This window comes from Thalassotalea profundi, from assembly GCF_014653195.1.
GTDB lineage: Bacteria > Pseudomonadota > Gammaproteobacteria > Enterobacterales > Alteromonadaceae > Thalassotalea_B > Thalassotalea_B profundi.
On sequence record NZ_BNAH01000004.1, the window covers coordinates 37,116 to 50,915 of the forward strand.

Sequence of the window (13,800 nt, forward strand, 5' to 3'; positions counted from 1 at the left end):
CTATGTGAGGTAAATTATATGATGATATTGCGCTTGTTAGCGGATAAAGAACATGTTGGAGAGGAACGCGATTTCTTAATTTCCGATTTTTTAAGGTATAGAATAAAAGTTGATGAGGTCACTCGTTATACATCGCTTATTACGATGACTCAAAATACGACAGTATTATCGGACACTTTACCGGATATACTAAAGCCTAAAATGGTAGTGCGTTTGTATCACGATGCAAAAATGGCAGAGGTGATCAGTAATCAAGATATATCGAAAGTAAAACCTCGGTATGACTATCCGAATAAAAAAATGCACCTACCTGATGAAAAACAACAAATAAACTTATTTTTAAAAGAATGGTTACAGTTAAGTTTACAATTAGGACGAAGCAGTGTAACTCATCATTTATATAACTAATTCAGTCGTTAAGATAAGAGAATAATGAACTAATGCATGTTGACTTAAGTTTCGCTCAATTTACAGATTGTCATTTATTAGCCGATAAACAAGCATGCCACCATGGCGCTCCTGTCTATCAAAACTTGGTTGGCGTTTTAAAAGAGATTAAGCAAAACCCTCAAGTAAATTTTGCTGTCTTTACTGGTGATTTGACTCAAGATCACAGCGATGAATCTTATCAAAATTTTGTCGAAGCGATAGCGGAAAGCCAAATAACTATTCCTGTATATTGGTTAGCAGGGAATCATGACGATAGAGTGCTATTAAATAACTTCTTAAGCGAGGCTCCATTTAATAATGCAAAACAAATTGAAGCCAAGTATTGGCAAGTATTATTACTCGATAGTAAGAGTGAGACTCCTGCTGGAGAATTAACGAAAGAGCAGTTTAATGCATTGCATCAGACAATTAACCCTAAAAAATTTCAAATGCTTATGATGCATCACCATGCTGTTGATGTGGGCTATTTTATTGATCATCATGGTTTAAATAATCAAAATGACTTTTGGCAACATATTAATTTATACCCTTCAATTAAAGCCATTGCGTGTGGACATGTGCATAACGCATTAATGAAAAAGCATAAAAACAGTGTTTACCAAGTACCTGTGATCACATGCCCCGCTACGTCTATTCAGTTTGATCAAACAGCAAGTTCTGTTGTTAGTGCAGGTTTACCCGCTGGTTATCGTATTCATCAATTGTGTTCAACCGGCGAAGTGCGTTCGGTTTACCACTTTTTAGCGAATTAATACTTGTATGAAAAATGAAGTAATAGAAAAACATAAAAAGAATATTCTCTATATTCATGGCTTTAATTCGTCGCCACAATCACTTAAAGCTCAACAAACAAAGCAATATTTAAGTGAATACTTCCCTGATATTAACTTTTATTGCCCGCAAATTAAGTCGTCGCCAACAGCGGCGATTGCTCAGCTGACACAAATTTTAAAAAGCAACAGTGGCACATGGTCAATAATGGGCTCATCACTTGGTGGATACTTTTCAACGTACCTTAGTGAAAAATACCAATACCCAGCCGTTATTATCAATCCAGCAGTTAGGCCATTTGAATTATTAAATGATTACCTTGGTGAACAAACTAACCCCTATACCAATGAAGTATATACAGTAACAGAGCAATATATTGATGACTTGAAAGCACTTGAACAGCAAGAAATCACAAAAAAACACTATTTGGTGATGGTACAAACAGGTGATGAAGTGTTAGATTATCAACAAGCAGTAAATAAATATCAACAGTGTCAATTAATTGTACAACAAGGTGGCGATCACAGCTTTGTAAATTATTCAGAGCTACTACCGAAAATAGCACAATTTTTTAAACTGTAATATCAATCATTCTGGCCTACATGGCCTAATTATTATTAGAAAGAGTTATGAGCGAACAATATAATTCAGAATCTATTGAAGTACTTAGTGGTTTAGACCCTGTCCGACACCGCCCCGGCATGTATACAGATACAACTCGTCCAAATCATTTGGGGCAAGAGGTTATTGATAACTCCGTCGATGAAGCCTTAGCAGGGCATGCACAAAATATCACCGTTATTTTAGACAAAGATCAATCATTAGAAGTTATTGATGATGGCCGTGGTATGCCGATTGATATTCATAAAGAAGAAGGCGTTTCAGGTGTTGAGCTTATTTTCTGTAAACTTCATGCTGGCGGAAAATTTTCTAATAAAAATTACCAATTTTCAGGTGGTTTACACGGGGTAGGTATTTCTGTAGTTAATGCCTTATCTATGCGGGTAGATGTAGCGGTAAGACGCGATAGTAAAGTGTATGAAATGGCATTTGAGCATGGAGAAAAGGTCGAAGAACTTCGTGAAACAGGTACTGTTGGTAGAAGGAACACAGGTACTCGCGTAAAGTTTTGGCCTGATCCTAAATATTTTGACTCGGCTAAGTTTTCAGCTCGTCGGTTAATTCATTTATTAAAAGCTAAAGCGGTATTGTGCCCAGGCTTAACTATCAAATTTCATGATAAAAATGAAGACCAAAAATACCAGTGGTTTTATGAGGACGGCCTCTGTGACTATTTAAAAGAATCAGTTAAAAGCTATGTAAGTTTACCAGAACAACCTTTTGTTGGCGCCTTTAGTTCTCAAAGTGAAGCGGTAGATTGGGCAGTAACTTGGTTGCCAGAAGGTGGCGAGTCTGTTGGTGAAAGCTATGTAAACTTAATTCCAACCATTCAAGGTGGAACCCATGTTAATGGATTGCGCCAAGGCTTGTTAGAGTCAATGCGTGAATTTTGTGAATTTCGTAATTTAATTCCACGAGGCGTAAAATTAACGCCTGATGATATTTGGGATAAATGCTCCTATATTCTTTCAGTAAAAATGGAAGACCCTCAATTTGCTGGTCAAACGAAAGAACGCTTATCATCACGTCAATGTGCCGCGTTTGTTATGGGTGTAGTTAAAGATGCTTTCAGTTTATGGTTAAATGAACATACTGAAATAGCTGAATCATTAGCAGAGTTTTGTATTTCAAATGCACAACGACGCTTACGAGCCAGTAAAAAAATAATTCGTAAGAAAGTAACACAAGGACCAGCTTTACCAGGCAAGCTAACTGATTGTGGTAGCCAAGATATCGCACGTACCGAATTGTTTTTAGTGGAAGGTGACTCTGCAGGCGGGAGTGCCAAACAAGCCAGAGATCGAGAATTCCAAGCAATCATGCCCTTACGTGGTAAAATACTCAACACTTGGGAAGTTGATTCAGGGCAAATATTAGCCTCGCAAGAAGTACATAATATTTCGATAGCATTAGGTATTGATCCTGAGTCGGAAGACTTATCAGAATTACGCTACGGTAAAATTTGTATTCTAGCGGATGCTGACTCTGATGGGTTACATATTGCTACCTTGTTGTGTGCTTTATTTACTCAACATTTTCTCCCTTTAGTGCAAGCAGGGCATGTTTATGTTGCAATGCCTCCACTTTATCGAATTGATGTCGGTAAAGAAGTATTTTATGCGCTTGATGAAGCAGAAAAAGATGGTATTTTAGATCGTATTGAAGCAGAGAAAAAGCGAGGAAAAGTTAATGTTCAGCGCTTCAAGGGCTTAGGTGAAATGAACCCGCTACAATTACGCGAAACTACTATGGATCCAAATACTCGTCGTTTAGTACAACTCACCGTAGATGAGCATTCAGAAACCATGGAGTTAATGGATATGTTATTGTCAAAAAAACGGGCAGGCGACCGTAAAGATTGGCTACAAGCGAAAGGTGATATGGTTGAATTGATATGATTTATGTAAATTCAAACACATATAAAATACATAGCGTATTAAATTTGTAATATTTACCGTTTATGCTAATTTTTTATATAGTTTTTAGTGTTTTAAAGTAACAACTATACTTTAAAACAGTTTGAAGTTGAGGATACCATTTGTATATTGCCTCGTTGAAAATATTATTGTTAGTGTTGTCTTTATTATGTTCAAAGGCTATTCATGCCAAAGAAAATGTTGAATTTTATATTTATATCGACAAACCTCCTTTTATTATCAATAAAGAAAAAGAGATCGGTTTAAGCTACGACTTCTTTAATGCGCTAAATGAGTATTCTGACAAATTTAATTACGTTTTAAAGTATGTGCCTAAGCTAAGAGCTATTACTTTCTCTAAATCACAAAGTGGCGTCTTATGGACAACACCATTCTGGGTTGGAGATGAGAATTTAGTTAAATTTGACTGGATAAGCAATTTAATGTCAGATCGCGAACTCTATATTACTAATGACTCTGAATTAACCTATGAGGGAATTGAATCTTTATATGGTAAAGAACTTGTAGGTGTTAGAGGCTTTACTTATTTTAATTTAGAGGCTGCATTCAATGATAAAAAAATCACTCGAGTTGATGTTCATAATGAAACAATTATTCCGTTAATGCTACTGAATAATCGAGCCGATGTAGGCGTTATTGGATTACATGCATATAACTATTTAAAAAATACAATGCCTGAAGTTAAAAATAAGCTCTACATTTTAGAAGGTTACCAAAAAGAGTTTTTTCGAAGTATCCTTATTGATAAGTCAAAACCTGAACTGAAAGTCGACATTGAAAATTGGTTTAAATCAGAAGAAGGTAAAGCTAAATGGCTCGAAATAAAGGCTAAGTGGTTAGTTAATTTTTAGTTAGCCATTCTTTGAATTAAACTACTTTATCACTAACGTGTTATCACCTGGTATTAAGCTAATTTCTTGTTGATGTTTGGTTAAGCTTTGATCATTAAAGTTAATGATTTTTTTTCTCGAATCAGATACTACAAATGTCACTTTTATATTGGCGGGAATGGTTATTTCAAATTTTTGTATGTTATTTTCATCAAGTCTATAACGACCTTTAAATGATCCTCTCAGCGTTGGGAACTCTATTTCACTGTTTCGTAAATCAGCTAATTGCGGTGTGTAACGGTCAACCCAATTTAGAGACTTGTTTAGGCACTTTTTAGTAATCTCATTTCATATTCTACTGGTGAAATATTTCCTAATTTATAATGCCTCCTTTCTTGGTTATAAAACGGCTCAATATAATCGATTATATCGCCCATAGCTTCTCGCCTAGTTTGATAACGACGATAATTAACACGCTCTGATTTCAAACTACGGAAGAACCTCTCTGTAACAGTATTATCCAAACAGTTTCCTCGACGACTCATACTGGAAGTTAGACCATGTTCTTTCAATGCTTTTTGAAATGACTCACTCGTATACTGCACACCCTGATCTGAGTGAAATATTACATTATCATTCGGTTGTCGCTTATTAATTAATTGCTAACCGTAAAGCCCTTGTCGTTAGTTCACTATTCGGTTTGTCTGAAAACGCCCAGCTGATCACTTTACGTGAGCATAAATCCATAATGACCGCTAAATACAACCAGCCCTGTTGTGTGCGAATATAGGTAATGTCACCTGACCATAAAGTGTTTATATGCTCAGGATTAAATTGTCTATTTAAGTAATTTGGCGCAATAACCGATGCTTTAGCACCTGATGGGTAACGATGTTGTTTAGGTCGTTTAGCTACAAGCTTTAACCGTTGCATTGAAGTTCTGACTTTATGAATACCTAAGTGAAACCCCATTTATTGTAGCTCTGTTAACATTCTACGCTTGCCATAAGTGGCATCCATATCAACGTGAATTTGCTTTATCGCTGCTTCAAACTTTATTCGCTCAGCATCAATTATCTTAGGTTTGGCGCTATAATAAAACGTACTTGATGCGATAGACAGGCATCGACAAATCTGTTGAACATTACTTCCAACCTTTTTCAGTTTTACAGCTATTTGCTGCCGTTGTTCATTTGCATAGCGAAAAAGACGCTTTTTTAATAGTTGATTATCACTTTTTAGCTGTTTTACTTACTTTTCAAGTTCTTAGATACATATTTGCTCTGGTGTTAAGGCGCTAGGTTTAGGTGTTATACCGCGTTGCTTTTTTCTATATTGACTGACCCAACGTTGAATTGATAATAATCCAACATCCATCGCTGCGGCTGCATCTTTATGTTTATAACCATGTACAATAACTAATTCTGCACATTCACGTTTGTATTCTGATGATAATGTTTTCTTTGGCATTTTGACCTCGTTATTTAAAGTAATAATACCTCTAACGAAGTCTCTAATTAAATTATACCGTTACAAATAAAACTAAAGAAAATTCATTAAATACTCCTTTAAATTCATAAGGTAAATTTATACTAGGTTACCTTATATTAGGGTGACTTAATTTAGGTGTTGATAAATTAGCTTTTTCTAATATAATAAGAGTTGAAATATAAACGTTATTAAAGGTGAGTTATGACAATAAATGAAGCTTTACGCATGATTGCAGGTGCAATGATTTTAATCTCTCTTTATCTTGCTGTTACCTATAGTCAACAATGGCTTTGGTTTACTGCATTTATAGGTGTTAATTTATTACAAAGCGCGTTTACTAAATGGTGCTTAATGATGACTATTTTGAAAAAAATAGGTCTTAAAAACGGATAGTTAATTAAATACCCGTCAAAATTCCTCAAGGGAAACTTTCTTGTTTCCCTTTATATCAATTACTTTTCTTCAATTTAATTCTTAATTTTTTAACGTAAATAATAACTTATAATTCATTTTAATTATTTTTGAATATATTGTATACATTATATTCAGGTTGAGGTATTGTTTAACTGCTTAGATGTTAATCACTTGTAATAAAAAAATTAAAACACGTGAATTCTAGCAAATAATAAAAATAGAGAGAATCGTATGAACTTTAAAAATATAATCATTACCGCTGGGGCTATTGTTAGTAGCGCTTATGCGGGTAATGTTGTTGCTTCAACAGAAAAACCTAACAATATAACGTCGTTAAAACAGTCAGCAAGTTTTGAACATAGAACCAGTCATTTAAGTAAACAACCCAATGCGCCGAGACTAGTGTCTCCTGTGCAATATCAGCGCTTACAAAGCTTAATGACTCATGATGACCATGCACATAAGCCCTTACTAAACTTAAAAAAAATAAATAATAAGCCCTCTAAAGCGATTAAATCGTCTGATAGGATAAATTTCTCGTATTCATCTTCTAATGTTACTACTTCTGGTTGTAGCTCAGTTAGTGATTTAAATGGCTTAACAGGTGATGAATTAACAACAGCGTTAAAAAATGGCTCGTTATATGATTGTTTATATGGCTTATACAATAATGCATTAGCAGGAAGCGAGCTATTTTCGGATGCTAATTTACTTACGGTAGTTACTGAAATAAATACTGTGCTAGCAAACTATAATGCAAATGACGCAGGGCAAGCTAACGAATTAGAAAAGTTAGTGACTTATTTAAGAGCTATGCATTGGGTTGAGTCAGGCACTGGACGAACGTTCCAAAGTAATTATCAAACGGCATTAAATAATGCTTTTGCTGCGTACTTTGGTGGCGAGCATTTTACTACATTCAATGGTGATGCTACTCGTAATTTTATGATCAAATATGAGATGTTGGTTCTATTAACGAGTTCAAAAATAGATCGCCAGCCTTATTTACTGCGCTTTACAGAAGCGTTATTAGGTTATGCCAACACAGTAGCACGCGATGATAATTGGGGTGTTTATTATCAAGAACAATCAGTTACCTTATTATTAACACATTTATTTAATGCCAATGTGTCAGAAGAACAAGACTTCATCAACACCATAACAGCTAACCCGGCGATTTTGACTAATTTGATGAATTTCGTCAGTACTAATGGTACGTGGTTAATCGGCCATACTCGTGAGTATCAATGGTCAGATACAGTAAGTGAGCTAGGTCGATTATTAAAGCTTGGCGGTAATATTGCTGATACGGTTCGTCCAGCAATACAAACTATCTTATCAACATATTCTTACGAAGGCGCAGGAAGTTCAGGCTGGATCAACGCACAAAACATGGTGAAAAATTATGATAGTGCAAATTGTGCTTTATATGGTGAAGCCTGTAGCTTTGAACTTGAAAGCTATATTTTATCCGGTGAATATGAGTGTAGCTCAACGGTAAAATTACGTTATCAAGGTACATTGTCAAATGAAAACCTTACAGATACTTGTAATACTTTGAGTGCCGGCCAAAACAAATTCCATCAAGTGTTTGGTACATCACCTCAACAACCGGTTGCAGATGATTATAACGATACCTTGGAAGTTGTGCTTTTTAGTTCTTCAACACAGTATGAAAGCTATGCAGGGCAGTTTTTTGGTATTAACACTGATAATGGTGGTATGTACTTGGAAGGAGACCCTGAGGTAGAAGGTAATCAAGCTCGATTCATTGCATTTCAAGCGACATGGTTAAGTGACTTTGTTATTTGGAATTTAGAGCATGAACAATATCATTATCTAGATGGTCGATATAATAAATGGGGCGATTTCTCTGATTCACCTGCAAATTCTGTTTGGTGGGCGGAAGGACTAGCTGAATATCTATCGCAACCTAATGATAACGCCAGTGCACTAGCACAAGCGCCCAATAAAACGTATTTGTTAAGCGAATTGTTTCAAACAACTTATGCCAATGGTGATTCAACACGTGTTTACACATGGGGTTACTTAGCAAATCGTTTCATGATGGAAAACCATCGAGATGTTATTGATAACGAATTATTACCCACTTTTAGAGCTGCTAAATATCTTCCGGTGACTTTACCTGAAGAAAATAATGAAGGGTGTACCTTTGATTGGGGATGGCAAGCTAAACCTACCGCAGAAGAAAATAATTGGTTGTGGTTATACGATGATAGCCCTGAAAGTGGCTTTAATGGAACTGGTTATTGGGTCTGGACTTGTGGACAACCTAATACAGGCGAACAACCCAATCCTGAACCGGAGCCAACACCTGAATTACCAGAGTATACCCCGTACCAAGATATTCTGGCTAATTGGGGCACAAGTTTTGATGAAGAATTTAATCAGTGGTTAGACTGTATTGTTGCGGGCAATGGTGTATGTGACTCTCAATCAGTATATAAAGTTGAAGATATCGACCAAAATGGTGCAGTTGATCTACGTGATATTAATGCTTTTCAAAATATGCTTAGAAACAATCCATCATTAGGACTTGAATACGACTTTAATCAGGATCAAGCGGTAGATCGTCGTGATGTTCGCCCGATGATGAATTTATGTGACTTACCTCGTTGTGCAATAGCACCCGTGAATCAATAGGAATAAAATTATGTTAAAGAAAATATTATGCAGTGCGCTATTTATTAGCCAAGTGTTATTAAGCCACAATAGTTTTGCTGGATTAATTGAATTAGAAGTTGATCAAAGCAGTTATCAAGTTAATGATACGGTTACAGCGAAAATTATTGTAAGTGATTTTAGCCATTTATTATCAGCAGCTTATACTGAATTAGTCTTTGATGATAATGCGATATCACTAATAGATTGGCAATTTAGTAACGTGTTTGATGATGGGTTAGGATCATACCAATATGCTGATGATAGCGGTATTGGTACATTATTTTTAGAAGATTATGCAGATATTTTTGCAGATATTGCAACTTTAACCGCTCAGCAAGGAACAAGCTTTGTATTTGCTACTGTGCAATTTAAACTACTATCAGAAGGCTTATTCCAGTTAGGGTTTAACAGCGATAATTCAGGCTTATTATCAATAGATAATGACTTTGTGCAAACGTCTTACGCGGGAGCTATTATTAATGTTGGCCCTGTAACTAGTGTTCCTGAACCTTCAACACTTATATTAATGTTTTTAGGTGCGATAGGCCTTGTAACTTTACGAAAAAATTAAGTTTATTGTTATTTAAGCACATTAATAACGTATATTAAGCACTCATATTATATGAGTGCTTTTTTTTCTTTTTTCGAATAGGATTAGGGGTAATAACGACTTAAATTAAGAACAAAATGATTGAACATCGAGAACTTCGCTCTATTTGTCATATGTCTATTGGTACTAATCAATTAATAAAAGCGGGTAAATTTTATAAGGCATTGCTCCCTGTTTTAGGGATTGAGCTTGTATGTGAATATGAACATGCTATGGCCTTTGGAAAAAAATATCCTGAATTTTGGCTACAAATCCCTTACGACAAAAAAATAGCAACTCCTGGTAATGGTGTACATATTGGCTTTATGGCTAGTACTAAAAAGCAAGTAGATGACTTTTATAAAGTAGGGTTATCATTAGGAGCTAAATGTAATGGTAAACCTGGTTTAAGGCCCGAATACGGAGATCCTTATTATGGTTGTTTTTTGATTGATCTTGATGGAAATAAAATAGAAGCGAGTTTTTGGGATAGCAAAAAGTAGTTAAATAAACAGTGATTTATTCCTAAAACTTTATTATATTGGCTAGTTAATTATGCCGTTTATAGATTGTGTTAAGTCAACATAACCCTATTAAAGTCTACTCAAATCTTTAAAACTAACGATCTGAAAGAGGAAATAAGTTTGTTTGCTTGTCATGTAACAATAACACGCACTATTAACACGTTTCTTCTATGTTTGTTATTGTTAACCTCTTGTAAAACTTTTGCACTAAACTCGTTAACCAATGAGGGGTTCGAACGATTCGTCAATCAAATAAATATACTCAAAGATAACAATTCTAAAGAAGCTTATCTTTATTTACAAAAACATCTAGAAGAGGCCGAAAGCCTTGCTCTTGAAAATCGTTTAGTTTTTTATAAATATTTAGCTGAAAGCTATTCAGAACAAGCCCAATATCAGCAAAGTAAAGCGATTACAGATAAAGCGCTGCAATTGGCTAAGAATCTATCGAGTCCAAGTATTGTAATTGCTGAATTATATTATAGCAGGGGCTTTGCTGTTGAAAGCTTAGGTGAGTTTGATAATGCAATTACTAATTATCAAAATGGTTTAGAAATAGCCGAATCACTCAGTGATGAAAAAAATATAGCTACGGGATTAATTAATCTAGGCGCTATATACTATCTCACACAGAAATTTGAGCGTTCTTTGATTATGTTTAATCAAGCCTTAAATATGGCTATTCCCCTAAAAGACAATGAATTGCTTGGTTATATTTATAGCGAGCTTGGTATTTTATATGGCTTAATGTATGAAGAAGATAAAGCGATGGAGTTTTATCAAAAGTCCTATGAATACTTTCAAAAAGCAGGTAAAAATTTCTATGCGTACAATAGTCTGAGAAATATTGCGATTAATCACTCTCGTCGCGGACGTTTTGAAGAATCAATAAAAATCAATAAAGAAATCGTAGAGCATGCTAAAGAAATTGGGAATATTGAGATAATAGCTTCAGCATATACTGGGCTTGCGTGGGGGTATCTCAAAAAAGAAGATAGTAACCCTGAAGCGGCTTACGAATATATGAAAATATCCGAAGAATACGTGAGTCAAGCTGAGCAACATCAATTAGCGCTATCTTTTGGGCTTGATAAAGCCTTCCTCTTATATGATATGGAAAAGTATGATGAGGTGCTTGAAACTCTAGAAGAAATTGAACCTCTTTTACAAAGTGAGAATGCTAAACTCGATAAAAATAACCAGCTTAATAAACTGTTTTTAAAGGCTGATATTTATTATCGAAAAAAGCGATTTAAAGAAGCTTATCAATTACAAAGTGATTATCTCGAACTTGCGTTTGAAATAAGAGATAGTTCAAATTATGAAGTCGTTGAAGATTTGCGCATGCGTTACGAAAGTGAACAAGCAGATTTACAAAAAAAAATATTGGATCAGCAAAAGTCTTTACAAACTGTACGTTTAAAAGATTCTGAATATCAAGAAAGTAATAGAAATATACTGTTAGCGTTATGCGCTATTGCCGTTCTTATTATTAGTTGGTTTTTGTTAAAAATATTACGAGCACAGCAACGGTTAGTTACTTTGAGCCAAACAGATGGTTTAACAGGTGTTGTTAATCGTAGAAGATTAATGGAATTAAGTGACTTTTTCTTTTATCAAGCAAAACAAACAAAGATCACCTTTAGTGTATTAATGATTGATGTTGATGATTTTAAAATGATTAATGATAACTACGGCCACAAAGTAGGGGATAAAGTGCTAAAACGTATTGCTGAAATTGGTAGTAGTGCAATGCGTTCGTCAGATGAATTTGGGCGTTTTGGTGGCGAAGAATTTATCGCATTATTGCCTGAAACTGACCTAGAACAAGCTAAAGTTATTGCAGAGCGTCTATGTCAAAGTGTAAATAATCATTCGTGGGAAAGTATTGTTAACAGCCCTGTTTCTATTAGTATTGGTGTTGCGTGTGTTGATTTGAGTATGCACAAAAATGCTGATGACTTAATTAAAAGTGCTGATGTATTGCTATATAAAGCAAAAAGTCAGGGGAAAAACCAAGTATGCTTTTAACATTAAGGTTGATTCTATCGAAGTTATTTATGGGAATATCCGCTTGTAAACATGTGGGTATACGTTTGCCAATATGTATTGCCTTGGTATTGACCTGTTTGAGTGCCCAAGCTCTTCAACAAGCAGAAAATACTATAACCCATGATATAGATCAGACCATTCTCGATAGTAATGTTGAACTTGAAGTTCGACAATCGATATTGACATTAATTGATAAAATGGAAAGTAATGATGTTATATCAAATGATTCAATAAGAGCTATTGAAAATGAACCTCAACCACTAAATGCTGCGGAATATTATTTAATTTATCGTGTTTCAGCCTACATTTCATATCAAAACGGTAATATACAAAAAGCGATTAATTGGGCTAATAAGGCGATTGGATATCAAGAGCAAATGCTAAAAAGCCAATTAGAAACGCCTTTGTTTTTTGACATTTACCTGACTTTATCTCAATACCATAATGAGTTAGAACAATATCAACAGGCTTATGATAATAAAGAAATCTATATGAGCCGTTATAGTGCATCACGCAGTAAATTGAGGGATGATCGCATAGCTGCCTTGAACGAAAAATATGAGACAGAAATTAAGCAAAATGAAAATTTATTATTAGAAAGTCAAAATGAATTAAAGCGTTTGCAAATAAAAGAAGCAGAGAATGAAAAAAATGTTCAGCTGCGTAATTTTATTATTTTAATCTTAATTGCTATTGTTTTCTTGGGGTTACTTTTACGTCAAATTAGTGTACGTAAAAAACTTAAAATATTAGCTAAAACAGATGCTTTGACAGGATTGTTTAATCGACGTAGCTTATTTCGAAAAGGTAACCAATTAGTGACAGAAGCGGTTAAAGAGGGAAGAAGTGTTAGTACTATTTTATTAGATATTGATTTCTTTAAATCAATAAACGATAACTTTGGACATGATGTTGGTGACAAAGTAATTAGAATGGTAGCAGATATAGGCTGTGAAACTATTCGCTCTCGTGATTATTTTGCTCGGTTAGGCGGAGAAGAGTTCGCGGCAATATTACCTGATGCAACAATAGAAGAATCTAAAGCTTTCGCTGAACGACTGAGAGAAAAAGTAGAGCAACTCGACTTAAGCCCACTTAATATTAATCATAAGGTTACAGTTAGTGTTGGTGTGGCGAATTTAGAGCAGGTGTCTCCTGTATTTGATAATTTGTTACATGCTGCGGACGAAGCTATGTACAATGCAAAAGAACAAGGTCGTAATCGAGTGTGTTGTTATCAACCGAATAACGACGTAGCTTAAACTTCATTAATTATGGTTGCAGGAGATATCAAGCGTTGAATATATGTGCGATAAATGTTTTTTATCTACTTTTCGGTTTTTTCCCAAAGAATTATCAGATAAGCTTGTAACAAACAAAATCATATTAGCGTAAATCAGCCTGAATCCAGAGAGGATTGTGGCATTAATAAACTT

General features: G+C 34.8%; 15 protein-coding genes. 11 read left to right on the forward strand and 4 right to left on the reverse strand.

Translation table 11 applies throughout. From position 1 onward, the window contains the following. Positions 1-18: 18 nt before the first annotated feature. The 5 genes from IE155_RS05660 to IE155_RS05680 all read left to right on the forward strand — a co-directional run bounded on the left by IE155_RS05660 (position 19) and on the right by IE155_RS05680 (position 4,630). Complete coding sequence (locus IE155_RS05660) at positions 19-408, forward strand: DUF1249 domain-containing protein (RefSeq protein ID WP_229817074.1); 390 nt, start codon at positions 19-21, stop codon at positions 406-408. Between the two features lie 32 nt (positions 409-440). Next, on the forward strand, positions 441-1,202 hold the full coding sequence (locus IE155_RS05665) for a metallophosphoesterase (protein ID WP_189377197.1): 762 nt from the start codon (positions 441-443) through the stop codon (positions 1,200-1,202). 7 nt (positions 1,203-1,209) lie between these two features. Continuing rightward, positions 1,210-1,803 carry a YqiA/YcfP family alpha/beta fold hydrolase gene (locus IE155_RS05670; protein ID WP_189377198.1) on the forward strand — a complete coding sequence of 198 codons (594 nt, stop codon included), beginning with the start codon at positions 1,210-1,212 and terminating at the stop codon, positions 1,801-1,803. A gap of 47 nt (positions 1,804-1,850) precedes the next feature. Next, positions 1,851-3,740, forward strand: coding sequence for a DNA topoisomerase IV subunit B (gene parE, locus IE155_RS05675; protein ID WP_189377200.1), 1,890 nt, complete (start codon positions 1,851-1,853; stop codon positions 3,738-3,740). Between the two features lie 140 nt (positions 3,741-3,880). Beyond that, the gene (locus tag IE155_RS05680; protein WP_189377202.1) at positions 3,881-4,630 is read left to right on the forward strand and encodes a transporter substrate-binding domain-containing protein; all 750 of its coding nucleotides are present in this window, start codon (positions 3,881-3,883) and stop codon (positions 4,628-4,630) included. A gap of 21 nt (positions 4,631-4,651) precedes the next feature. Here IE155_RS05680 and IE155_RS18135 read toward each other — a convergent pair whose 3' ends face one another. The 4 genes from IE155_RS18135 to IE155_RS05700 form a co-directional block, all read right to left on the reverse strand. Further along, positions 4,652-4,951 carry an alpha-L-rhamnosidase C-terminal domain-containing protein gene (locus IE155_RS18135; protein WP_189377531.1) on the reverse strand — a complete coding sequence of 100 codons (300 nt, stop codon included), beginning with the start codon at positions 4,949-4,951 and terminating at the stop codon, positions 4,652-4,654. Continuing rightward, positions 4,933-5,265, reverse strand: coding sequence for an IS3 family transposase (locus IE155_RS05690; protein WP_373295356.1), 333 nt, complete (start codon positions 5,263-5,265; stop codon positions 4,933-4,935). Before IE155_RS05690 ends, IE155_RS18135 begins: the two co-directional genes overlap by 19 nt. Further along, positions 5,261-5,581, reverse strand: coding sequence for a DDE-type integrase/transposase/recombinase (locus IE155_RS05695; protein ID WP_189377204.1), 321 nt, complete (start codon positions 5,579-5,581; stop codon positions 5,261-5,263). The genes IE155_RS05690 and IE155_RS05695 overlap by 5 nt, the downstream gene beginning before the upstream one ends. A 294-nt stretch (positions 5,582-5,875) precedes the next feature. Next, entirely contained in the window at positions 5,876-6,079 is a 204-nt protein-coding gene (locus IE155_RS05700) for a transposase (protein WP_189377207.1), read from the reverse strand. Positions 6,080-6,301: 222 nt separating this feature from the next. Here IE155_RS05700 and IE155_RS05705 point away from each other — a divergent pair, with 222 nt between their 5' ends. The 6 genes from IE155_RS05705 to IE155_RS05730 all read left to right on the forward strand — a co-directional run bounded on the left by IE155_RS05705 (position 6,302) and on the right by IE155_RS05730 (position 13,626). After that, positions 6,302-6,493, forward strand: coding sequence for a YgaP family membrane protein (locus IE155_RS05705; RefSeq protein ID WP_189377209.1), 192 nt, complete (start codon positions 6,302-6,304; stop codon positions 6,491-6,493). Between the two features lie 252 nt (positions 6,494-6,745). Next, positions 6,746-9,178 (forward strand): collagenase, encoded by a 2,433-nt coding sequence (locus IE155_RS05710; RefSeq protein ID WP_189377211.1) that lies wholly within the window; start codon positions 6,746-6,748, stop codon positions 9,176-9,178. 10 nt (positions 9,179-9,188) lie between these two features. After that, complete coding sequence (locus IE155_RS05715) at positions 9,189-9,770, forward strand: PEP-CTERM sorting domain-containing protein (protein ID WP_189377532.1); 582 nt, start codon at positions 9,189-9,191, stop codon at positions 9,768-9,770. Between the two features lie 116 nt (positions 9,771-9,886). Continuing rightward, on the forward strand, positions 9,887-10,291 hold the full coding sequence (locus IE155_RS05720; protein ID WP_189377212.1) for a VOC family protein: 405 nt from the start codon (positions 9,887-9,889) through the stop codon (positions 10,289-10,291). A 141-nt stretch (positions 10,292-10,432) separates the two neighbouring features. Next, a complete protein-coding gene (locus IE155_RS05725; protein ID WP_189377214.1) occupies positions 10,433-12,343 on the forward strand; it encodes a tetratricopeptide repeat-containing diguanylate cyclase in 1,911 nt (636 codons plus the stop codon). After that, positions 12,334-13,626 (forward strand): diguanylate cyclase, encoded by a 1,293-nt coding sequence (locus IE155_RS05730; RefSeq protein ID WP_189377216.1) that lies wholly within the window; start codon positions 12,334-12,336, stop codon positions 13,624-13,626. Before IE155_RS05725 ends, IE155_RS05730 begins: the two co-directional genes overlap by 10 nt. The last annotated feature ends 174 nt before the right edge of the window (positions 13,627-13,800 follow it).

What these genes read in the sequence shown, in the direction of transcription:
- IE155_RS05660 (WP_229817074.1), top strand. Translation starts at nt 19, where the DNA reads ATGATGATATTGCGCTTGTTAGCGGATAAAGAACATGTTGGAGAGGAA.
- IE155_RS05665 (WP_189377197.1), top strand. Translation starts at nt 441, where the DNA reads ATGCATGTTGACTTAAGTTTCGCTCAATTTACAGATTGTCATTTATTA.
- IE155_RS05670 (WP_189377198.1), top strand. Translation starts at nt 1,210, where the DNA reads ATGAAAAATGAAGTAATAGAAAAACATAAAAAGAATATTCTCTATATT.
- parE (WP_189377200.1), top strand. Translation starts at nt 1,851, where the DNA reads ATGAGCGAACAATATAATTCAGAATCTATTGAAGTACTTAGTGGTTTA.
- IE155_RS05695 (WP_189377204.1), bottom strand. Translation starts at nt 5,581, where the DNA reads ATGGGGTTTCACTTAGGTATTCATAAAGTCAGAACTTCAATGCAACGG.
- IE155_RS05700 (WP_189377207.1), bottom strand. Translation starts at nt 6,079, where the DNA reads ATGCCAAAGAAAACATTATCATCAGAATACAAACGTGAATGTGCAGAA.
- IE155_RS05705 (WP_189377209.1), top strand. Translation starts at nt 6,302, where the DNA reads ATGACAATAAATGAAGCTTTACGCATGATTGCAGGTGCAATGATTTTA.
- IE155_RS05710 (WP_189377211.1), top strand. Translation starts at nt 6,746, where the DNA reads ATGAACTTTAAAAATATAATCATTACCGCTGGGGCTATTGTTAGTAGC.
- IE155_RS05715 (WP_189377532.1), top strand. Translation starts at nt 9,189, where the DNA reads ATGTTAAAGAAAATATTATGCAGTGCGCTATTTATTAGCCAAGTGTTA.
- IE155_RS05720 (WP_189377212.1), top strand. Translation starts at nt 9,887, where the DNA reads ATGATTGAACATCGAGAACTTCGCTCTATTTGTCATATGTCTATTGGT.
- IE155_RS05730 (WP_189377216.1), top strand. Translation starts at nt 12,334, where the DNA reads ATGCTTTTAACATTAAGGTTGATTCTATCGAAGTTATTTATGGGAATA.